Origin of the sequence: Klebsiella sp. 141153 (assembly GCF_032601995.1) — a bacterium.
Lineage (GTDB): Bacteria > Pseudomonadota > Gammaproteobacteria > Enterobacterales > Enterobacteriaceae > Klebsiella > Klebsiella aerogenes.
In genome coordinates, this window is record NZ_JAQIRJ010000002.1 from 174,720 (window position 1) to 195,958 (window position 21,239).

26 protein-coding genes and 1 pseudogene are annotated in these 21,239 nt (G+C 50.9%); 8 read left to right on the forward strand and 19 right to left on the reverse strand.

What is annotated here, in order from left to right; genetic code table 11:
• Positions 1 to 2 precede the first annotated feature (2 nt).
• From galE to modE, 3 genes are all read right to left on the reverse strand, one after another.
• Positions 3 to 1,019, reverse strand: coding sequence for a UDP-glucose 4-epimerase GalE (galE, locus tag PGS10_RS03855; RefSeq protein ID WP_045364697.1), 1,017 nt, complete (start codon positions 1,017 to 1,019; stop codon positions 3 to 5).
• A gap of 206 nt (positions 1,020 to 1,225) precedes the next feature.
• Complete coding sequence (modF, locus tag PGS10_RS03860) at positions 1,226 to 2,701, reverse strand: molybdate ABC transporter ATP-binding protein ModF (protein ID WP_316422460.1); 1,476 nt, start codon at positions 2,699 to 2,701, stop codon at positions 1,226 to 1,228.
• A 67-nt stretch (positions 2,702 to 2,768) separates the two neighbouring features.
• The gene (gene modE, locus PGS10_RS03865; protein ID WP_047049194.1) at positions 2,769 to 3,557 is read right to left on the reverse strand and encodes a molybdenum-dependent transcriptional regulator; all 789 of its coding nucleotides are present in this window, start codon (positions 3,555 to 3,557) and stop codon (positions 2,769 to 2,771) included.
• A gap of 150 nt (positions 3,558 to 3,707) precedes the next feature.
• Between modE and PGS10_RS03870 the strand changes: the two genes are divergently transcribed.
• From PGS10_RS03870 to modC, 4 genes are all read left to right on the forward strand, one after another.
• Positions 3,708 to 3,857, forward strand: coding sequence for an AcrZ family multidrug efflux pump-associated protein (locus PGS10_RS03870; RefSeq protein ID WP_045395091.1), 150 nt, complete (start codon positions 3,708 to 3,710; stop codon positions 3,855 to 3,857).
• Positions 3,858 to 3,985: 128 nt separating this feature from the next.
• Complete coding sequence (gene modA / locus PGS10_RS03875; RefSeq protein ID WP_316422461.1) at positions 3,986 to 4,762, forward strand: molybdate ABC transporter substrate-binding protein; 777 nt, start codon at positions 3,986 to 3,988, stop codon at positions 4,760 to 4,762.
• Positions 4,759 to 5,448, forward strand: a complete 690-nt coding sequence (gene modB, locus PGS10_RS03880) for a molybdate ABC transporter permease subunit (protein WP_015367643.1) — start codon at positions 4,759 to 4,761, stop codon at positions 5,446 to 5,448. Before modA ends, modB begins: the two co-directional genes overlap by 4 nt.
• Positions 5,449 to 5,450: 2 nt before the next feature.
• Positions 5,451 to 6,509: a molybdenum ABC transporter ATP-binding protein ModC gene (gene modC, locus PGS10_RS03885; RefSeq protein WP_045395080.1), complete on the forward strand. Its 1,059-nt coding sequence runs from the start codon at positions 5,451 to 5,453 to the stop codon at positions 6,507 to 6,509.
• Here modC and PGS10_RS03890 read toward each other — a convergent pair.
• The 7 genes and pseudogenes from PGS10_RS03890 to PGS10_RS03920 form a co-directional block, all read right to left on the reverse strand.
• A pseudogene (locus PGS10_RS03890) lies at positions 6,510 to 7,124 on the reverse strand (pyridoxal phosphatase); the annotation flags it as partial.
• A gap of 647 nt (positions 7,125 to 7,771) precedes the next feature.
• Positions 7,772 to 8,455: a hypothetical protein gene (locus PGS10_RS03895; RefSeq protein WP_316422462.1), complete on the reverse strand. Its 684-nt coding sequence runs from the start codon at positions 8,453 to 8,455 to the stop codon at positions 7,772 to 7,774.
• A gap of 17 nt (positions 8,456 to 8,472) precedes the next feature.
• Positions 8,473 to 9,105, reverse strand: coding sequence for a hypothetical protein (locus PGS10_RS03900; protein ID WP_316422463.1), 633 nt, complete (start codon positions 9,103 to 9,105; stop codon positions 8,473 to 8,475).
• 151 nt (positions 9,106 to 9,256) lie between these two features.
• Complete coding sequence (locus PGS10_RS03905; RefSeq protein WP_316422464.1) at positions 9,257 to 9,571, reverse strand: DUF1493 family protein; 315 nt, start codon at positions 9,569 to 9,571, stop codon at positions 9,257 to 9,259.
• Positions 9,572 to 9,573: 2 nt separating this feature from the next.
• Entirely contained in the window at positions 9,574 to 10,011 is a 438-nt protein-coding gene (locus tag PGS10_RS03910) for an STM2901 family protein (RefSeq protein WP_315709691.1), read from the reverse strand.
• Positions 10,012 to 10,250: 239 nt separating this feature from the next.
• A complete protein-coding gene (locus PGS10_RS03915) occupies positions 10,251 to 11,066 on the reverse strand; it encodes a pyridoxal phosphatase (protein ID WP_316422465.1) in 816 nt (271 codons plus the stop codon).
• 113 nt (positions 11,067 to 11,179) lie between these two features.
• Entirely contained in the window at positions 11,180 to 11,431 is a 252-nt protein-coding gene (locus PGS10_RS03920; RefSeq protein ID WP_266098739.1) for an HAD-IIB family hydrolase, read from the reverse strand.
• Positions 11,432 to 11,615: 184 nt separating this feature from the next.
• Here PGS10_RS03920 and pgl point away from each other — a divergent pair, with 184 nt between their 5' ends.
• Positions 11,616 to 12,611, forward strand: coding sequence for a 6-phosphogluconolactonase (gene pgl, locus PGS10_RS03925; protein WP_316422466.1), 996 nt, complete (start codon positions 11,616 to 11,618; stop codon positions 12,609 to 12,611).
• Positions 12,612 to 12,673: 62 nt separating this feature from the next.
• On the opposite strand, the gene PGS10_RS03930 is transcribed toward pgl, so the two are convergent.
• From PGS10_RS03930 to ycgZ, 3 genes are all read right to left on the reverse strand, one after another.
• The gene (locus tag PGS10_RS03930) at positions 12,674 to 12,940 is read right to left on the reverse strand and encodes a biofilm development regulator YmgB/AriR family protein (RefSeq protein ID WP_045395077.1); all 267 of its coding nucleotides are present in this window, start codon (positions 12,938 to 12,940) and stop codon (positions 12,674 to 12,676) included.
• A gap of 47 nt (positions 12,941 to 12,987) precedes the next feature.
• Positions 12,988 to 13,290, reverse strand: coding sequence for a hypothetical protein (locus PGS10_RS03935; RefSeq protein ID WP_316422561.1), 303 nt, complete (start codon positions 13,288 to 13,290; stop codon positions 12,988 to 12,990).
• A gap of 65 nt (positions 13,291 to 13,355) precedes the next feature.
• Positions 13,356 to 13,601, reverse strand: a complete 246-nt coding sequence (gene ycgZ / locus PGS10_RS03940; RefSeq protein ID WP_015367637.1) for a regulatory protein YcgZ — start codon at positions 13,599 to 13,601, stop codon at positions 13,356 to 13,358.
• 309 nt (positions 13,602 to 13,910) lie between these two features.
• Between ycgZ and PGS10_RS03945 the strand changes: the two genes are divergently transcribed.
• A complete protein-coding gene (locus tag PGS10_RS03945) occupies positions 13,911 to 15,122 on the forward strand; it encodes a diguanylate phosphodiesterase (RefSeq protein ID WP_045395076.1) in 1,212 nt (403 codons plus the stop codon).
• Positions 15,123 to 15,278: 156 nt separating this feature from the next.
• Positions 15,279 to 16,013: a MerR family transcriptional regulator gene (locus tag PGS10_RS03950; RefSeq protein WP_015704784.1), complete on the forward strand. Its 735-nt coding sequence runs from the start codon at positions 15,279 to 15,281 to the stop codon at positions 16,011 to 16,013.
• A 53-nt stretch (positions 16,014 to 16,066) separates the two neighbouring features.
• Here PGS10_RS03950 and PGS10_RS03955 read toward each other — a convergent pair whose 3' ends face one another.
• Positions 16,067 to 16,621, reverse strand: a complete 555-nt coding sequence (locus PGS10_RS03955) for a helix-turn-helix transcriptional regulator (protein WP_045395089.1) — start codon at positions 16,619 to 16,621, stop codon at positions 16,067 to 16,069.
• Between the two features lie 28 nt (positions 16,622 to 16,649).
• Complete coding sequence (locus PGS10_RS03960) at positions 16,650 to 16,862, reverse strand: hypothetical protein (protein WP_045395075.1); 213 nt, start codon at positions 16,860 to 16,862, stop codon at positions 16,650 to 16,652.
• A 391-nt stretch (positions 16,863 to 17,253) separates the two neighbouring features.
• Here PGS10_RS03960 and blc point away from each other — a divergent pair, with 391 nt between their 5' ends.
• Positions 17,254 to 17,787 (forward strand): outer membrane lipoprotein Blc, encoded by a 534-nt coding sequence (gene blc / locus PGS10_RS03965; RefSeq protein WP_047049185.1) that lies wholly within the window; start codon positions 17,254 to 17,256, stop codon positions 17,785 to 17,787.
• Here blc and PGS10_RS03970 read toward each other — a convergent pair.
• The 4 genes from PGS10_RS03970 to PGS10_RS03985 all read right to left on the reverse strand — a co-directional run bounded on the left by PGS10_RS03970 (position 17,784) and on the right by PGS10_RS03985 (position 21,125).
• On the reverse strand, positions 17,784 to 18,578 hold the full coding sequence (locus PGS10_RS03970; protein ID WP_047049182.1) for an anti-sigma factor family protein: 795 nt from the start codon (positions 18,576 to 18,578) through the stop codon (positions 17,784 to 17,786). The genes blc and PGS10_RS03970 overlap by 4 nt on opposite strands.
• Positions 18,575 to 19,108 carry an RNA polymerase sigma factor gene (locus PGS10_RS03975; protein ID WP_045395072.1) on the reverse strand — a complete coding sequence of 178 codons (534 nt, stop codon included), beginning with the start codon at positions 19,106 to 19,108 and terminating at the stop codon, positions 18,575 to 18,577. The genes PGS10_RS03970 and PGS10_RS03975 overlap by 4 nt, the downstream gene beginning before the upstream one ends.
• An 18-nt stretch (positions 19,109 to 19,126) precedes the next feature.
• Positions 19,127 to 19,666: a tetratricopeptide repeat protein gene (locus tag PGS10_RS03980; protein ID WP_047049178.1), complete on the reverse strand. Its 540-nt coding sequence runs from the start codon at positions 19,664 to 19,666 to the stop codon at positions 19,127 to 19,129.
• A 175-nt stretch (positions 19,667 to 19,841) separates the two neighbouring features.
• A complete protein-coding gene (locus PGS10_RS03985) occupies positions 19,842 to 21,125 on the reverse strand; it encodes a putative acyl-CoA thioester hydrolase (RefSeq protein WP_045395070.1) in 1,284 nt (427 codons plus the stop codon).
• Between the last annotated feature and the right edge of the window lie 114 nt (positions 21,126 to 21,239).

Genomic DNA, 21,239 nt, shown 5'->3' on the forward strand with positions numbered 1-21,239 from the left:
GATTAGTCCGGATAACCCTGCGGATGACGGGACTGCCAGTGCCAGGTGTCCTGCGCCATTTCGTCAAGGTTGCGCGTCACGCGCCAGTTCAGCTCGCGGTCGGCTTTGGCGGCATCAGCCCAGTAGGCTGGGAGATCGCCATCGCGGCGCGGCGCGAAGTGATAATTAATCGGTTTACCGCAGGCTTTGCTGAAGGCGTTGACCACGTCCAGCACGCTGCTGCCGACGCCTGCGCCAAGGTTGTAGATATGCACGCCGGCTTTATTCGCCAGTTTTTCCATGGCGGCGACGTGGCCGTCGGCGAGGTCCATCACGTGGATGTAGTCGCGCACGCCGGTGCCGTCTTCGGTCGGGTAGTCGTTACCGAAAATCGCCAGTGATTCGCGACGGCCGACGGCAACCTGCGCGATATACGGCATCAGGTTGTTCGGGATACCCTGCGGATCTTCGCCCATATCGCCTGATGGATGCGCGCCGACCGGGTTGAAGTAGCGCAGCAGCGCGATGCTCCAGTCCGGTTGGGCTTTCTGCAGGTCGGCGAGGATCTGCTCAACCATTAGTTTGCTTTTACCGTAGGGGCTTTGCGGGGTACCGGTCGGGAAACTTTCAACATAAGGGATCTTTGGCTGGTCGCCGTAGACGGTCGCGGAGGAGCTAAAAATAAAGTTTTTAACGCCGGCTGCGCGCATAGCGGAAACTAATTTCAGTGTACCGGTGACGTTATTGTCGTAATATTCCAGCGGCTTGGCGACGGACTCGCCGACGGCTTTCAGGCCGGCAAAATGGATCACCGCTTCAATGGCGTGATCGTGCAGAATTTCCGTCATCAGCGCTTCATTACGAATATCGCCTTCGACAAAGGTGGCTTTCTTGCCGCCGAGACGTTCAATGACCGGCAATACGCTGCGTTTACTGTTGCAGAGATTGTCGAGAATAATCACATCATGTCCCTGCAGCAGCAGCTGTACGCAAGTATGACTTCCAATGTAACCGCTACCACCTGTGACCAGTACTTTCATGATTCGCTCCAATAGGCTTATCGTGTGAGAAGAAGATAGCATACCAAAGAAGGCAAAAGTGTGACACAGGCTAAAATAGTGGAATCGTTTACACTTGGTGCAACATTAAAGCTGATTTTATATAAACTTTTATAAAACAGTTGGTTGTTGTGATTTTTGGTTATTTCTCTGAAAAAATACAGGGATCCGCAGACCCCTGTATAGCGCTATTCTGCCAGTGTGCCGAGGTGGTAAGTGTAACCGTCTCCACTACGAATAAACTCCAGACGGTGGGTAATGCAGTCAGGGGCATCTTCGGCATGATGCGATACAAACAGCAGCTGCGTGGCCCCTTCGCCAATCAAAACATCAACGAAACGACGTACCAGTTGACGATTCAGCGGATCTAATCCCTGTAAAGGTTCATCAAGTATCAGTAAGGTCGGGTGTTTAACCAGCGCGCGAACGATCAGCGCCAGCCGCTGCTGTCCCCACGACAAACTATGGAACGGGGCGTCGGCGGTGCGTTTATCAATGCCCAGAATATCCAGCCAGCGCTGGACCAGCTTGTGCTGTTTATCAGAGACCGCCTGATAAATGCCGATCGAATCAAAATAGCCGGAAAGGATCACGTTACGCACGTTAGTGCTGACGCGGTATTCCAGATGCAGGCTGCTACTAACATAGCCAATATGTTTTTTGATATCCCAGATGGTCTCGCCGCTGCCGCGGCGGCGGCCAAACAGCGTCAGGTCGTTGCTGTAACCCTGCGGATGGTCGCCGGTGATCAGGCTCAGCAATGTGGATTTGCCCGCGCCGTTGGGACCGACAATTTGCCAGTGTTCGCCGGGATTCACCGTCCAGCTTAGCTGGTTAATGATCGCTTTATCGTTATACGACACCGTGCCGTCGTTAAGAATGATAAGCGGAGCGTTCTCCGCTAAATCGTGTCGCGCGGCGGGAGCATCCGGTTCCGGGAGCGTCATGCCAGTAAGCTTCTCGCTGTGCGCCAGTTGGGCAATCAGCGCCTGTTGCAGTAAGGCCTGTTTCTCGCCGATTTCGCTCAGCGTGCAATCCGCCAGCACGCCGGCATATTCAATAAATTCCGGGATCTCATCAAAGCGGTTGAGAACCAGTACCAGGGTGATGCCATCCTGATGCAGGCTGGCCAGCAGGTCGGCCAACTGTTGGCGAGAAGCGACATCCAGGCCATCAAACGGTTCGTCGAGGATCAGCAGGTCGGGATCGCTCATCAGCGCCTGACAGAGAAGCGTTTTGCGGGTTTCGCCCGTCGACAGATATTTAAAGCGCCGCGACAGCAGGTGGCTAATACCAAACTGCTCCGCCAGCTGGGCACAGCGTTCCGGGTCGCGTTTTTCATCTTCGATGATTTCTACGGTAGTGCGTCCGGTGTCTTCTTCGCCGGGGCTAAGCATATCGGTGTTGTTGCGTTGCCACTCGTCGCTGACCAGTTTCTGCAGCTGTTCGAAGGAGAGGCGAGTCGTACGCTGAAATGTGCTTTCGCGCTGCCCGTTGAGTAGAGTCAGTTCGCCGGCCAGCGCTCTGGCCAGCGCCGATTTACCGCTACCGTTACTGCCGACGAAAGCCCAGCTTTCGCCAGCACGTAGCGTGAGGCGATCGATATATAAGGTTTTTATATCGCTAAGGCGAAACGTGCCTTGCGAAATTTGCAATGATGACATTGTGTATCCCACTTTTTGCAGCGTTGTACTTCAGGGATACGTCTTCACGGCAATAAAGTCAATGCCATTAGCATAAGGTGGCCAGAATGATGCGATCGGCATTGAAGTAAGCGATCGCCTGCGCGCCCTCCTGCAAACCGTCAATTTGCGCCGTTGACAGCGTGGCGCACAGGTTTTGCCCATCCGGCAACGCCATGATGACTTCACACCGATCCGGGCCGCGTTCAATGCGGCTAATGCGCCCGGTAAGCTGGTTGTCCGCCTGCTGCGCCACGGCGTTATCCAGCGTGATGCCGACCCACGGCGCTTTCAGCAACACCAGCACTTCCTGGCCTTCATCGAGCCCGAGACGGTCGGCGCTTTGTGCGGTAATGGCGACTTTAAAACGGGTTTGGCCGTCCGCCAGCAGCACGTCGACATGTTGCTGTACCTGCTGGTGGTCGCGACCAGTGATGGTGCCGAACCACTGGTTGCGGGCGCTGGTTTGTAACGAGAAGCGGGAAATCGCCGCCAGCAAACTGTCGAGGGGCAGGGCGTCATCGTCGCTTAGTACGTCGAAGGCTTTTTGTTGAATCTGCGCCAACAGATCGTACAACTGAATCAACCGCTGGCCATAGCGGGTCAGCACCGCGCCGCCGCCGCCTTTACCGCCGGTGGCGCGGTCGACCAGCGACTGTTCGCTGAGCTGGTTCATTTCGTTGATCGCATCCCATGCGCTTTTATAGCTGATACCGGCGTTCTTCGCCCCCTGGCTAATTGAGCCAGTCCGATCAATCTGCTTGAGTAGGGCGATCCGGCGGGGATCGGCGAACAGGCGCTGCTGAAGTTTAAGCGTAAGAAGGATTTCGGCCTGCATAATCAATTCCTGACGTAAAAAGCGTATTGTGAACGATAGCGCCTATCTTGCAACAGCCATCTGCCGCGGCGGCGAGGCACCGCACAAATGGGGCGTGTTTTTCCGGCCAAAATGGTTACAATGAAATATTCGTACTATCTGGAGCCAACCATGTTAGAGCTGTTGAAAAGTCTGGTATTTGCTGTCGTCATGGTACCTGTGGTGATGGCGGTCATCCTCGGTCTGATTTACGGTCTCGGTGAAGTGTTCAACCTTTTCTCCGGCGCCGGTCATAAAGACAGCAGCCAGCAAAACCACTGATTTCCCCAACGCCCGGCCCGCCGGGCGTTTTCTTTTGTCCTCATCCTGATTACCCTTAATTGGCGCTGTGAAATTCTCACCATAGTCGTTATATTATTCATTACATAACGAATAAGCAGGAGTTTCCAATGGCAGGTCAATGGTCGCGTTTTCTCACCGGGGCGGTATTAACGCTCTGCGTTTCTGGTCATGCGCTGGCGCAGGACGGCAAAATAACCGTTTTTGCCGCGGCGTCGTTAACTAACGCTATGCAGGATATCGCCCAGGCGTATAAAAAAGAGCGTCATGTCGAGGTGGTTTCTTCCTTTGCCTCTTCCTCCACGCTGGCGCGCCAGATTGAAGCCGGCGCGCCTGCCGATCTATTTATTTCTGCGGATCAGAAATGGATGGACTATGCCGTAGACAAAAAATCAATCGATACGGCTTCCCGCACCACGCTGCTGGGCAATAGCCTGGTGGTGGTGGCGCCGAAAGCCAGCGATCGCGGCGATATCGCCATTAATGATAAAACCGACTGGGTCAGCCTGCTGCAAGGCGGGCGTCTGGCGGTCGGCGATCCGGATCACGTGCCGGCGGGGATCTACGCGAAAGAAGCGCTGCAGAAACTGGGGGCCTGGGAGACGTTGTCGCCGAAGCTCGCGCCGGCAGAAGACGTGCGCGGCGCGCTGGCGCTGGTGGAGCGCAACGAAGCGCCGCTGGGCATCGTCTACGGCTCTGATGCCGTCGCCAGCAAGGGGGTTAAAGTGGTGGGCACCTTCCCGGAGGATTCGCACAAAAAAGTCGAGTATCCGCTGGCTATCGTTGATGGGCATAAAAATGCTACCGTAACCGCGTTTTACGACTACCTCAAAGGCCCGGAAGCCTCGGCTATCTTTAAACGTTACGGATTCACCACACAGCAATGATTTTAAGCGATCCCGAATGGCAGGCGGTACTGCTGAGCCTGAAAGTTTCATCCCTGGCGGTGGTTTGCAGCTTACCTTTTGGGATCTTTTTCGCCTGGCTGCTGGTGCGCCGCCATTTTCCCGGCAAAGCGTTACTCGATAGTATTATACATCTACCGCTGGTGCTGCCGCCGGTGGTGGTCGGCTATCTGCTGCTGATTTCCATGGGGCGACGCGGCTTTATCGGTAGTTGGTTATACGACTGGTTTGGTCTGACTTTCGCCTTCAGCTGGCGGGGGGCGGTACTGGCGGCGGCGGTGATGTCATTCCCGCTGATGGTGCGGGCGATTCGCCTCGCCCTTGAAGGGGTGGACGTAAAGCTTGAACAGGCGGCGCGCACCCTCGGGGCTAATCGCTGGCGGGTATTTTTCACCATCACGCTGCCGTTGACTCTGCCGGGCATTATTGTCGGTACGGTGCTGGCCTTCGCCCGTTCGCTGGGGGAGTTTGGCGCGACGATCACCTTTGTCTCAAACATTCCTGGCGAAACGCGCACCATTCCTTCCGCGATGTATACCCTGATTCAAACGCCAGGCAGCGAAGGCGCCGCCGCGCGGTTGTGCATCATCTCTATTGTCCTGGCGCTGGTATCGCTGCTGGTCTCCGAATGGCTGGCGCGCCTTAGCCGTAAGCGGATGGGAAAATAACTATGCTGGAGCTCGATTTTAGCCAGACGCTGGGCAACCACTGTCTTGAAGTACATGAAACCTTGCCCGCCAGCGGCATTACCGCAATTTTCGGCGTCTCGGGCGCGGGCAAAACCTCGCTGATTAATGCGATCGGCGGGCTGACGCAGCCGCAGCAGGGGCGCATTGTGCTCAATGGTCGGGTACTCAATGACGCGCGACAGCGCATCTGCCTGGCGCCGGAGAAGCGGCGCATCGGCTATGTGTTTCAGGACGCGCGGCTGTTTCCTCACTATAAAGTGCGCGGCAACCTGAAATATGGGATGGCCAAAAGCATGGCCGCGCAATTTGATAAGCTGGTGGCGTTGTTGGGCATTGAGCACCTGCTTGAACGACTGCCCGGTAGTTTGTCTGGCGGGGAAAAACAGCGGGTGGCGATTGGCCGCGCCCTGTTGACCGCGCCGGAATTGCTGCTGCTGGATGAGCCGCTGGCCTCGCTGGATATTCCGCGCAAGCGCGAATTACTCCCCTATTTACAGAGACTGGCGCGCGAGATCCATATCCCGATGCTATATGTCAGCCACTCGCTCGATGAAATTCAGCACCTGGCCGATAACGTGCTGGTGCTGGAGGCGGGGAAAGTGAAGGCGTTTGGCGATCTCGAAACGGTCTGGAGCAGCAGCGTGATGCATCCTTGGCTGCCGCAGGAGCAGCAGAGCACAATTCTTAACGTCTCGGTGATCGCGCAGCATCCGCAATATGCGATGACCGCGCTGGCGCTGGGCGATCAGCAACTATGGGTTAATCAACTGGCGCGGGAGCCGGGCGAAGCGGCGCGTATTCGTATTCAGGCGTCGGATGTGTCGCTGGTGCTGGAGCATCCGCGACAGACCAGTATCCGGAATATTCTGCGCGCGCAGGTTGTTGGCTGCGTGGAAACCAACGGTCAGATTGAGGTACAGCTTACGGTCAGCGGCAAAACGCTATGGGCGCGCATTAGCCCGTGGGCGCGGGATGACCTGGGTGTCAGCCCAGGCCAGTGGCTGTATGCGCAAATTAAGAGCGTGTCGATCGCGGCCTGATTACAGCAAGTTACGATTGATAAAGTCGGCGATGCTGGTGGTTTCGTTTTCGCCGATTACCACGTTGGCCCGCGCTTTTACTTCCTCAACCGCGTTACCCATCGCCACGCCGGTCCCGGCGGCTTCCAGCATGCTGAGGTCGTTGTAGTTATCGCCAAAAGCGATGACGTCCTGCATGGATAATCCTTGCGCGGCGACCCACTGCGCCAGGCGTTTGCCTTTACTATTGCCGGCGCGGGCGATATCAACCTGATCGTGCCACGACCATTCGCATTCCAGGCCCAGTTTCTGGCCGACGGTCTGCGCGAAGGCCTGCAGTTTCGGGATATTTTCGTCGGTAAGGGCGAATTTCCATACCGCTTGTACTTCACGCGCCGCCTGCGCCAGAGAATCCACCTGGGTGAAAATCGGGCGTTGTTCAACCGGCAACGACTGCGCCCAGTTAGTGGTGCGGATCACGTGGCCGGTCGGACGTTCATAAAGCATGGCGTTATCGACGTACATCAGACCGTGAATATCGTGTTCGGCGAGCATGTTGGTCAGGCTGAGGGCTTTATCCACCGGCATCGGATCGGACTCGAGAACCTTTTTTGCATGATAATCATACAAAGGAGTTGACCATTTTACAAAAGCACACCGTGGTCAGACCAAGTGAAAATATACTCGATTTTACCGGGGCTTTACAATGATCAAAACCTTCATCTATAGCAGGGTCTCCACCCAGGAACAGCTTACTAAGAGTGGATTATTCCGCCAAGAGGCTGACGTAAGAGACTATGTTACCCGCAATGGTTTAGACCAGTACGAGATCGTAGCAATGGAGGATCGAGGGGTATCACAAATGTTAGGAATGAAAGTAATTCTTCACCTATCTCAAATGATAAATAGTATTATATGCTGTAGGTTATAGTGACAAGAAAAACTTCCGATTTTTTCCAGTGGGGATCGTTGCTCCGGTACCGCTCCAAATGAGAATAATATGAAACATTACCAATTTAGTACTGTATGAAAACTATGAATGGTACGAACAAGCCATAATAACAGCCATCAGGTTAATATGATGCAATCAATACGAAGAAATGATACTACCCATGAGGTGGGATTTTTGTGGCATAATATAATTTGGTGCATGTGTAAGTATCCCGGCAATGCCCAGCCCCACATGCAGTGTCCACGCCGTAGAAGTGGGGGAAGCGAAAAATGTTTGAATATACACTCCAAAATTAGTAACGAAGCCGTTAGTATAAGTAGCTACTTCGTTTTTACTTATTCGAAGGTACTGCAGTGAATATATCGTTAAAGCTATTTCTGTGAAATGGTTTTATTGATTTAATTAATTCGACATAGGTTGTTTCTAGTTCTGCCATATCGTACTCTAGTTTATAATCGTTATGTACTATAGCGAAGTAAAATGTATTCAATGCATTGCTATAATTTACTGTATTTTGATGTATATTCCATGTGTCGAACTTGGGATTCATTTTAAAATTCCATACGTATAATTCCTTTTGTAATACATATGTTTTTAATGCCATATCAATATAATTCTCAATCTCTTGATATGTATCATGATATAGTGTATCAAGATCTGTTTTAAATTCTTGTTGTGATATCTCTATTCTTTTATTCATTTCTAACACATAAGAAAGTTTAATATTAATATATGTCAATCCCATAGAGATCTCACTAAGTTGATCAATGATCTCTTCACACTTTTTAAAACCCTTTTCATTAACTTTGTTACCTAACCACTTCTTAACTTGAAAAGCAGAGTAAATGGCTAATACTAAAGCACATATGGCAACTAGTGATGACAAACCTGGTGCGGTCACTCGTTTAACATCTTTATATAATAGCCAGTTAATACCTTCAGCAAGAAGAACTCCAGATACCAACCATGCTATGTGTGATGGAGATAAACTATTCAATATTATTTTCTTTTTCATTTACTTTTACCAAAGGATTATTTTTTCTTGAAATTGATAAAGTCATCAATAGGCTTATTGTCGTCATATATTTTAATAATCAGAACAGATAATTCTTTGTGCGTTTCTATGGCTTGTTTTTGTATTGAACGTAATTCTTTAACGGTAATCTGTATGGCCGCATCATCAGCATCTTTTAAATAACACGCCTCGCCAGTTGAGATGAATAATGAGCCATCAAGATCATTATATTTCTCAGATGTCTTAACTAAAATATCTAAAATGGATTCAGTGTAACCTGTTATTTCGTATCGTGTTCTTGAAATGGCTTTTATTTGATTGATTATGATGTGTGCTCTTTTTTGAAAATCAGTTGTGTATACTGTCAATTCTTGCATGGCTTCGAGGTGAGAAAATGGGACGTCCTCACGAGCAGTAATAGACCGAATGTATATACCACTTAACCTTGTAAATACTTCTTTTAGTTTTAAACTGGATGAGCGAACATTATACAACTCGTTAAAAATTGAATCCTCGACGGCAGAAAATGCTTTTTCGTAATGTTTCTGTGCAAGCCAATCAGGAGCTTTCCTTAAAGCGATGTATGCGACTACAAGAGTACCAAATGTACTTAAAGCACTTATCCAGTCTGTAACACTACCAATTTCCATGGTACTAGCCCCGTAAGTTAAAACTTTAATAAATGTAACTATAGCTACAATGAATAATAAAAGAACGGTAGAAAGCAGTATGTTATTCCAAAATTTCATGAGTGATGATACTTAGTAATAATAAAAGATAAATGATACAGAAATAATTATCTTAATCATAAATCCATTTTCCAGCTTTAGCACTTTCAATAAACATTTGTACCGTCAATGGTTCTGGTTTGTGGTGGTCTGTTTTGAGGTATTCAGGAAGAATAGCGTTTGGCAGAAACCAAATACCAATATTAGGAAAATAGCGACGAAAGTTAAAACTCTGGATATCTACATGCAATGATTGAGAGTAGTCATTTAGAAATGAGTCCATATCCTCTGGAAGCACTACATTATCACCATCACTCAGTGATGTATCATTGTCCATCTTCCAAAAGTGCTTTTCGATCAGTCTGTGAACAGTAGCATCAATATCCATGCCTATTTCCCCGTAATTAATCGATAACGGTGAACGACATTAGTAGTAATGACACCAATATCGTAAACAGTGATCATAACACCAATCCACGGTACCCAACGTCCAATGTAGCCGCCAATACTGGTAGTGTATGCCCAATCCTTGCGGAGTATCGACTTAATAGTAAGTGTTTTCTTACGTGTCTCAAAGGAACCAGTGAACACCTTACGAAAAACCAGGGAGAGTGGGCTTGTACCTCTAGTTGCACGCCGATAGTCTACCTTGCCCCGTACTGGAACAAGAGGAAGACTAAGAATCATTGAGCCCCACGCGAAGTAATCCAGCAAATCACCAAACTGTTTATAACTCTCATCCATGAGTAGCCAAAACAACAGTTCACTTTCGCTTAGATTTGACTTCCCATCGAAGTAATATCCATTTATCTGTTCTGTAGTATCCAATGCATTCTCCTTGATACATATGTATTGCTAGTATAGTAACTTACTCATCTACTAAGTACCTACGTTTTATTAATGACACTGGTTTAGAATTGCATCCGGGTGTGGGTATCGATACGAGTATTTACAAAGATGAATGGAACGGTACAAAGGTTATATGTGAAAGTGTGTTAGTAGATTATGACGGTAAAAATTTATAAATTTTTACCGTCATAACAAGATGTATATCACATTACTTGATTTTAAAAATATTGGTTAATTATTTGAGCAATACCAGTCTCTGTATTGTCCCCTATTACTAAATCAGCACAGGCTTTTACTTCATCAACGGCGTTACCCATAGCAACACCCAAACCAGCATTTTTCAACATGCTTAAATCGTTGAAATTATCGCCAAAGGCTATTACTTGACTCATAGATAAACCTTGTGATTCTACCCATTGTGCAAGGCGTTTACCCTTACTATTTCCGGCTTGTGCTATGTCTACTTGGTCGTGCCAAGACCATTCACAAGCAAGACCAAGCTCACGCTCTACGATCTGACCAAAGCTATGTAGTTTTTCAGTATCAGAATCAGTAAGGGCGAATTTCCAGATAGCATCAACATTTTGCGATACTTCACTAAGAGAGGGGACTTGTTTGAAGATTGGACGTTGTGACGCTGGAAGAGATTTAGCCCAATTTTCTGTACGGACAATATGCCCCGTTGGTTCTTGGTAGAACATGGCATCATCGGCATACATCAAACTATGAACACTATAACTATCGAGCATGGCAATCAATTTTGTGGCTTGTTCTGCTTGCAATGGATCTGAGTCAATTACTGTGTTTTGGCAATAATCGTACAATAAAGCACCATTGCAGCATATTGCAGGTGTATCAAGAGCTAATGCCTGATAAAAAGGGTGAATAGCTACATAATGTCGCCCAGTTACGATTATTACTCTTGCCCCCGCGTTTTGAGCTTTCTGTAGGGCAGTTAACGATTCGGGAAGGATTTTTTTTTCGGGTGTTAGTAGTGTTCCGTCCAGATCAAGGGCGATTACTTTATAGTTCATGTCCAGATTCGCTATGTTTCGGTAGGGAGATATTCGATAGTACAATGCTTAACATTTACGTCAAAATTGTTACCATCATTAGGTAGGTGCTTTGGTAGTTCAGGTCTGAATTTTCAATGTCTTATCGAATGTTGTAAATCATGCGACACATACAAATAAGTACCATTACAACAAATTGCAGGTGTATCGAGAGCCAGTGCCTGATAAAAAGGATGGATAGCGACGTGATGTCGGCCGGTTACGACGATCACCTGATATCCAGCCTCCCGGGCGCGAGCCAGCGCATCGAGCGACGCCGGAAGAATCGTTTTTTTCGAGGTCAGTAGGGTGCCGTCTAAATCGAGGGCGATCACGCGTGAGGTCATGTGTTGGTTCCGGTAAATGATGAAAAGTTGTCTGCCATGATGGTACACGGCTTCGTCTCAGGGGCAAATTTTTCAGCATCTACCGTTAAAAACGTCTATACCATTCATCGTTGCGTCGCGCGCCGGATGAAATGTATAACGATGTCCACGAGCAGTTTCACGAGCAGTGAGGAAAGGAGTAGTCATGAAACAAACCGTATATACCGCCAGCCCGGAGAGCCATCAGATTCACGTCTGGAGCCTCAATGCTGAGGGAAATCTGACATTGGTTCAGGTTGTTGATGCCCCGGGCCAGGTGCAGCCGATGGTGGTAAGCCCGAACAAAGAGTATCTCTATGTCGGCGTTCGTCCGGAGTTTCGCGTCCTGGCTTACCGCATTGCGCCAGATAATGGCGCGCTGACTTTCGCCGGTGAAGCCGCGCTGCCGGGGAGCCCGACGCATATCTCCACCGACCATCAGGGCCGTTTTGTTTTTAGCGCTTCCTACAATCAGGGCTGTGTGAGCGTGACGCCATTGGTTGATGGCCTGCCGGGCGAAACGGTCACCGTCGTCGAGGGGCTGGAAGGCTGTCACTCGGCCAATATTTCGCCGGACAACCGCACGCTATGGGTACCGGCGCTGAAGCAGGATCGTATTTGCCTGTTTAACCTGAGCGACGACGGCTATCTGGCCGCACAGGAGCCGGCGGAAGTCACTACCGTTGAAGGCGCCGGTCCGCGGCATATGGTGTTCCATCCGAACCAGCAGTACGGCTACTGTGTGAATGAACTGAACAGCTCCGTTGACGTGTGGGAGCTTAAAGATCCGCACGGGAAAATTGAGTGCGTGCAGACACTGGATATGATGCCGCCAGATTTCACCGGCGTGCGCTGGGCTGCGGATATTCATATTACGCCGGATGGCCGTCATCTTTATGCCTGCGATCGTACCGCCAGCATTATTACCATCTTCAGCGTTTCTGAAGACGGTAGCGTACTGTCTATTGAAGGCTATCAGCCGACCGAAGCGCAGCCGCGCGGCTTTAATCTCGATCACAGCGGTAAGTATTTGATTGCCGCCGGGCAGAAATCGCATCATATCGCAGTATATGAAATTGCCGGCGAGCAGGGGCTGTTAAAAGAGAAAGGGCGTTATGCCGTTGGTCAGGGACCGATGTGGGTAGTGGTTAACGCGCATTAATGTGCTACTGATGGAATAAAAAAACCTCGCGCCGCGAGGTTTTTTTATTCGGACTGACAGGCTTAAATATCATCCATCGTATAGCCGACGACAATTTCCAGCGTCTTGCGAATCACATCCGCGGTGACCACGTTATCGGTGGTTTCCAGGGCATTGATCAACCATAAAATAAGCGCCTTATTGCTCAGATGCCCATCTGAGCTGAGGATGCTGTCGATTGCCAGCGACATTACCGCAGATTCATCGACTAATTTATCTCCGGCGGCGCGGAAATATTCTGAGAGCGCTCTATCCTGCAGTCCTGCGTAAATATCTGATTGCTGATGCATAGTCTGTCTCATCATATTCTCACTTGTTTATTAAACTTGATTGGGGATCAGTGTATTTTTTTACCCGTCGGTTCGACGTTACCATCCACAACAACGGCTCTGTTTTCCCACTGGCCGTTAATCTTTTTAATGACCGGAGCGTGATTGCCGCGCGTCGTGAGTCTGACGCTAATTTCATCAATAACGGCAATAATTGCATTCCTTCGCTGGTGGTTCGTTTCCGCTGCCTGCATTAACCGAAGTTTGACTAGCAGCGTCGGAATATTAATTGGCCGGTTTGTTTTAAGAAGGGATAAAACCGCCTCGCCAATAATCTCATCGCTAAGCCGTTCTGATTGACTGCTTTTCATCATCGTCCCTCTGCATGCCTCGTTGTTCCTGTAAGCCAGGTCAGGTGCAGGCCGACAGTCAGCGTTTACTCCTGACGCTCAAACAGCAGGCCAATCAACGTTTGATAATGATTTTCTTCTTCCGGAGCTCGTGCGACGTCAAGACGGCTCAGTAACTTGGTGCAGAGCGCTTTGCGGTTTAAATGCCGCCCTTCGGTGAGTATGTCCATCACGATTTCGCCCAGCGTCTCCTGCTGGGAAGGTAACGATGCTTTGTTGAAATACTGGGCTATCGCGTTCGCTGTATCTGGAATGTAACCATTCTGCTGCATATGCGCTCCTTTAATTTCACTCATCTGTTAACTGTGAGTAAACTTATACAATAATCTGTAACTTGTACATAGCGTGTTGCGCAATAAATTGTGATTTGAGTATAGTTTATTGAAAACTAACGATAAATTTGTTGTTTTTTTATTTTGTGTAAAATTGCGATGAGGATTCTAAGCGTGACAGTTTGTACAAGATTATACAGCCTGGCGGCGTTGTGTGTTCAATTTTTGTTAATATAAATACTTGTTTCGCAAGACGTATCGAACAGTAACTGCTACTGTGAATGCTTATACCTCTCATCTGGAATCGCTATGCTCACCACCATCATTTATCGCAGCCATATCTGCGACGATGTCTCATTCAAATCGCTCGAGTCGATGGTTGCTGCGGCTAACGAGAGAAATGGTCAGGCGGATGTCACCGGGATTTTACTTTTTAACGGTACGCATTTCTTCCAACTCATTGAGGGACCAGAAGAAAACGTACAGCAAATCTATCGGCATATTTGCGCGGACCCGCGTCATTACAATCTGGTGGAGCTTCTGTGCGATTACGCGCCGTCTCGCCGCTTTGGTAAGGTCGGCATGGAGCTGTTTGATTTAAGGGAACACGATCGCGACGCGGTATTACAGAACGTGCTGGATAAGGGGACGACAAAATATCAGCTGACTTACGACGACCGGGCGCTACATTTTTTCCGTACCTTTGTCGAAGCGACGGAAAAAGAGAATTATTATGAAATTCCGTCAGCTGATAGCTGGGATTTTACTGCTGATGAGAGCTCGTTTTACCCGGCCGCGCCCTGTATCGACCGCGCTGAATCATGCTGTTTTGCTTTTCAGCCGGTGGTTGACCCTTTTGCCTGTGAAATAGTCTCCTGGGAAGCGCTGCTACGCACCGTTGATGGAGAGCCGCCTGCGGCCTACTTTGCCGGTTTGTCCGGCGATGAGGTTTACGTCGCGGATTTGCAATGTAAACGGGTTGCGTTGGCCATTGCCGGTAAATTAGGCCTGCGTGAACGTACGCTGACCATCAATCTGCTGCCGATGACGCTGGTGAAAGTGGCGGATGCGGTGCCATTCCTGCTAACGGAAATTCAGCGCAACGATCTGATCCCGGAACAGATTATTGTTGAATTCACCGAGCGTGAAGTGATCTCGCGGATGGATGAGTTTACCGATGCCGTACGCAAATTGAAGGGGGCGGGAATTCGCGTCGCTATCGATCACTTTGGCGCCGGTTTTGCCGGGCTATCGCTGCTGGCGCACTATCAACCGGATCGAATTAAAATTGATCAGCAGCTGATCCGCAACATCCATCGTGACGGGCCGCGTCAGGCTATCGTGCAGGCGATTATTAAATGCTGTCACTCGCTGGAAATTTCCGTATCGGTGGTTGGCGTTGAGCAGGCGGAGGAGTGGATGTGGCTGGAGGCGGCGGGTATTTCTCATTTTCAGGGAAATCTGTTTGCCAGTCCGCGACTGGGTGGCCTGCCGGCTATCGCCTGGCCGGGGAAAATATGATCCACTCTGAGATAGCGTAAACGCACTTTCATCCTTTTTCCCGCAAGCTGTGAGCTGCAACCTGATATCTTTATCTGTACAAGAAAAGAGAGTTGTACAGTATGCCTAAATTCGTTAGTTTAGGCGCTAAAGTATCAGGTTGAGAAAAGGCGGCTTATGGCTTTTTACAGTATCGGTGAAGTAGCCGAGCGTTGCGGAATCAATCCGGTCACCCTTCGAGCCTGGCAGCGGCGTTATGGTTTGCTGAAACCGCAGCGTAGCGAAGGCGGGCACCGTCAGTTTGATGAAGAAGATATTCAGCGAATCGAAGAAATTAAGCGCTGGATAGAGCGTGGCGTTTCAGTGGGCAAAGTGAAGGCGCTGCTTGAAGGCCAGCTACCTGCCGCCCGTGACGAATCCGCACAGTTGCAGGAAGAGATGATGAGTATCCTGCGCTATATGCAGCCGGCAAAAATCCGCGCCAAAATCACCGCATTAAGCCATCAGCATCCCGTCGACACCCTGCTTGATAGCCTGTTCGCGCCGGTGCGCCAGCGGCTGAAACTCGATCAAAATACCTCAATGGTCATTAGTAGCATGTTGGATGGCATATTGATTGATTGCGTGGCGCTGTTTTTAGCGGAATCGCGTAAAAAAAATGGTAAGGAGACGCTGCTGGTGGGGTGGGGGAATGAAGACCGCACCGGCCTATGGCTGGAAGCCTGGCGCCTTTCTCAGCGTGGCTGGCACGTCAACGTGCTGGCGGAACCGTTAGAATCTCCTCGCCCGGAGCTGTTTCCTGGGCAACATATCTTCGTCTGGACCGGGCGCCCCGCTTCGCCGCTGCAACTGGAGCTGCTGGGCCACTGGCAGGAACAGGGTTTCAGTATTCACTTCCACGGTAACGAATAAAAAAACCTGCCTTTTAAGTGAGGCAGGTTTCTGTTTGCTCACGCCGCGCGCGCTTACAGATGGATTTGACTCCAGGACTTAAATGTTTCGCTACGGCTGATATTAAAGAAATCTGTCCTGCCGCTGCAGCCAAGTTTTTTTATCAGATTCAAGCGGATTTGATAAATTGTCTTAATATGCAAATTTAGCGAGCGACCAATACTGGCAATGGCTTCGCCATTACTGATGAGCTGAATGACTTTCTTTTCTCGCTCGGTAAACTGTATCAGTTCGCCAGGAGAAGTATGCGATTTATAATATCGGGTCGGTTGATTGAGAAATGTTTTTAATTCAGCAGGGGTCGATCTGGCGGGGATGCGTAACATTGGCAGCTCGCTAAGGAAATTAAGATCGTTGCCTTCAGTTAATAAAACAAAAACCGTCTCCCGGCGATTGTATTTATGCTGTAATACCGAAAAATAACTGTCGCTGGTAAAAAAGACATGTTTTTTACTGAAGCATCTTTCTGGCAGCGTACGCAGAATGAGGCTGATGCCGCTCAGAAGATAGTGGTTGTCAATCCACAGGTCATAGCGTTCGGAACAAATGTGCGTGTGTTTACTGAACATTTTGGTCTCCACGAAGCGGATGGACGGATTAATGATGAACACCACAGCGCAGAATATCCAGCGCCTGTAAATAGAGGTCGGCAAGGATTTCATTACTTTCTATTTGTAACCGTTGATTAATCTCGCTAATTAATTGAAGGTCATCCACGGTTTTATTTTCCTGCAATAAGCTATTTTCAATGTTTTTCAGCAATGCGCAGTTAGCTATAAACTGCACAGGGATCGTATTTTTGATATGCATAACCCTGAATCTCCCACGCGATAAATAAAAGCCGCTGGCGTAAACGATTTGCACATCGTTTACGCCAAAACATTGCGGACAGGCAACGGTAAAGCAGGAACCACCTCAAAATAACCGCGGCGTTGGCGCAGAGTGCTGACCCGAGCGCGCGCGTAAAATCGAGCTACCCGTCAACTATAGACGCTCAGGGAAAAGTTGTACAAATTTCTGCGAATTAATTTGTACAAATTAGCGATGGGTTAATGTGTTTTTGTTTATATTGTTGATATGTATGATTTTTATTTTCTTCTTTCTTGTACAGGCCAGGCGGTAAATCTCTCTGAAAAACGACGAATGCTCTCTGCGCGGGGTTATACTTGTCTGCCAGGAAAGAGAAAAAGGAGGGAATGCGATGAAACTATGGCCAATTCTGACCGGGGTTGCGGTATCGCTGGCGTTAGTCGCCTGTAAGACTCCCACGCCGCCTCACGGAGTAAAACCGATAAACCACTTTGACGCCAGCCGCTATCTGGGGCGCTGGTATGAAGTCGCGCGCCTGGAAAACCGTTTCGAACGAGGTCTGCAGCAGGTAACGGCAACTTACAGCATGCGTGATGACGGCGGCATTCGCGTACTTAATCGAGGATTTGACCCGCGAAACAACCGCTGGCGCGAAAGCGAAGGCAAAGCCTATTTCACCGGCGCTTCCACCACGGCAGCGCTGAAAGTCTCGTTCTTCGGTCCCTTCTATGGCGGATATAACGTGATCGCGCTCGACGAGGATTATCAATACGCGCTGGTGAGCGGGCCAAACCGCGACTATTTATGGCTGCTTTCGCGCACCCCGGATATTCCGTCCCACATCCGACAGCAGTACCTTGCCCTGGCCGCTGAGCTCGGTTTTGCGGTTAACAAACTGGTCTGGGTGCGGCAGGCGAAGGCTTAAACTATCGCCTGCCGCAGGGTGTGCGCCGCATCGTTGAGCGCGGGTGTTGGCATACGGCCGATTAACGTAAACTGGTAGCCGCCGTGGTGCCACCAGCGCAGGTTCATGCCCTGACGCTGCTCATTTTGCGGCGGCGAGGCGGTTTGCCTGGCGGCGGGTGAAATACACAGCGCGACCGGGCCGTAACCGGTATGCAGCCAGAGAATTTGCGTGATCGAGGTACTTTCGTAGCGCAGCATACGGACCATTTTCAGCTCCGCCTCAGGTAAGGCGAGCTGGCGTCGTTCTAGCAACAGTCCTGTATCCTGCGCCGAACGACGCAGGCCACGGTCGAGCATCTCAGGTGAATTATCAACATCGGCCACGGTTTCCGCGCTATATAGCGACATGTACTGGGCTTCAAGACGGCGAATATTCTCGTCATCGTCCTCCTGCGGCGCAGGCCGCCAGAAGTAACTTGTTGCGCTACCGATAACCAACAGGCCCAGTGAGGCGGCGATCAGCGCGCGGCGGCTGAAGCGCGCCTGATTTTGCGCTTCAATTTCCGGTGCGGCGAGATAGGGCGCCAGTTTCGCCTGCATCCGCGCCACGGGCGCTTCATCAAGCAGGGCGGCGAAAGCATGTTGATAAGGCTGATGATTATTCATCAACGTGGCGGTGCGGTTGGCGAGCTGCGGGTCGCGGGCAAAGGTTTCGCTAAAACGGCGGGCGTCCTCCGCGCACATTTCGCCATCAAGCCAGGCGACAATGGCCTCGTCCTGCCAGGGTGGGGAAAAGCGAATAGGGTTCATGAGCGTTTCTCCTGCGCCGGGGGGGAAATCGCCGGCGTTTTGGCCAGCGTTTCCCGCGCGGCGGCCAGCCGACTCATAATGGTGCCAATAGGTACCGATAGCGTCTCGGCGGCTTCCTGATAACTAAACCCCTCGACATACACCAAAAAGACGGCATTACGCTGCGCCTCGGGCAGTTGATTAACCCGCAGCATAAGTTGCCGATAGCGCCACCGCGTATCGTCCTGTTCGCCCGGCTCGGGGGCGGCCAGCTCCTCACACTCGACAAACCCCTGGCCGAGGCGGACCTGGCGGGCGCGCAGCTCTGAAATCCAGATTGAGTGCAAAATGGAAAATAGCCACCTGTCGATGCGGGTGCCGGGGGTAAACTGCGCGCTCTTTTCGAGCGCGCGAAGGCAGGTGGCCTGCACCAGTTCCTCGGCGACGTCGCGGTTGTGCGAGAGTACGAGGCCGTAGCGCCACAGGCGAGGAAGATGGGCGGCCAGTTGGCTATCAACGATACGGTTAGCGATGTTCTTATCCTTATTGATTCTGGCGAATCACGACTATCAGGATTCAGGATGTCCGTTTATTGCCGACTGAAGATCGCGGTACTCTTCGCAGCTTTGGCCGCAAATGCCGGCAATCGCCGCCAGCTGCTGCTTAGCCAGATCGGGGCGTCCTTTAACCATCCATGCTTCGCCAAGGTATTCGCGGGCTTTCGCGTAGTCCGGTTTCAGCGCCAGCGCCCGCTGATAATAGCCAATTCCTTCATCGGTTCTGCCGAGCTTACGCGTGGCGTAGCCGCGATAGTTCCACGCCTCAGGCGTATTGGCGTTGTGCAGCGTATCCAGCAGGTTAAGCGCGGCCTGATATTCCCCTTTTTTCGCCAGATGCCAGGCATAATTGGTTTTATCTTCATCGCTAAGGCTGCTGGTTTTTTGCGGAACGCATTTTTGGCTCACGCTGTCGTAGGCCTGACCGCTCGGGCAATCCGGGGTTTGTTTGCTCGGGCTGTTATCGCCCATGGCCAACGCCGCCGGGGTATATAACAAAAATAGCAGCGCCGGAACGACTAAGCGCCTGATGGGAGAAATTTGTGCGTTCATGGTGACCTCCAGGAGGGCGAGAGACGCGATAAAGCATCGCGTTGTCGGTTCTGAGGAGTAAACGCGCGAGCGGGAGGATTTATTCGCCGTTGGCGAAAATTATTAATTGGGGTTGTGGTGAGAGTATGCGTTAACAAGAAAAACCCGCGCCTGGGGAGAGCGCGGGCCGATAATATTACTGTTTCGGAGCGGCAACCACAAAGCTGCCCACGCCGCGGTTGTTATATTCCCACATGCGGTTGAAGCCGTTGTCGTTAAGGTTACGCTGCGGGTTGCCTTTATCATCCTGCGCGCCAACGTTACCGCTGAAAGCGCGGTTAGAACCGACCGCCGCCGCCCATGGTTGAGCAATATTAAAGCCTTCATTGATGACGCTATCGCGAATCACCACCTGGCCATTGCTGTTGCCGTCGACGTCCAGCGCGCGGCCAAGCTGCGCGACGTTATCGCCGGACGCGGTGAAGCGGCTATTGGTCGCCAGGAAGCCGTAGGTCATGCTTTTCAGCGTTGCTGGTGCGAAAACGTAGGCTTCTTTCTGCGTACGCGAGTTCACGACGCGGAAATCGGTATTATCGAATACCACCGCGCCGCGACCGGAAACGATATCCACATCGCCTTCAATATAGCTATTGGTCACCAGCGTGCGGGTCTGACGGTTGTCCTGCAGACGGTTCTGCACGCCGCTATTGGTCACAAAGAAGGTGTTCTGGCGGCCAAGAATGTTGACCTTGTTGATCTGCACCTGGTCGCCATCGCTGCGCAACGCCACCGCCTGGTGGGTACCGGCATCGACGCTATCGCCGAGATTGTTGGCGATAGTCAGGTTCTGCAGCTGCAGGCCATTATTCTGCGACCAGAAGACCGCGGAACACATCACGCCCACGGTGGCGGCGGATTTGCTCTGGCAGCTGTCGAACATATACCACGCGGGCTTGCCCGGCATGTATTTGCCGCCCGGATTGACCAGGTGACGCCAGCTATTGCGGTCCATTTCGGAATCAATCGCTTCGCTGATTTTGACGTCGGCAGGGTTTTCACCGGTACCATAAATGGTCAGCGCGCCTGGCGCGGCAGGCACATAGACGGTACCCGCATATTCGCCCGGCATAACGGCGATGAACAGGCGACGCGCGGAGTGACGGGCAATCGCCGCATCGACCGCGGCCTGAATAGTCGTGTGGGTCACGCCCTGGGCGCCCGCCGGGCCGACGATGAAATCAGGCTGTGCCGGCAGGCTGATCGCGGATGGCGTCCAGGCGGCGGCATTCGGCGTCAGCGACTGGAAATAAGCTGCCTGAGTGAAGTTTTTCGCTTCATCGGCGCTAAGAATTGGCCGTGCGGTATTGCCCGGTGCAGTCTGCGTTGAGGGCTTTTGATCGGCAGGCGTCGAGCTACAGGCGGACAGCGTCACGCCGAAGGCCAGCGCCAGCGCCAGACGGGAAACGGAATATGTGTTCATGTTGCTCCGGGCGATAATATGCAAAGTTACATACCCTTTGTGCGCGACAGGGTATAAGTCCTTTAAAACCTGCTGTTTTATACTAACTTGAACGAAACGGGAAGATGCCAGTTC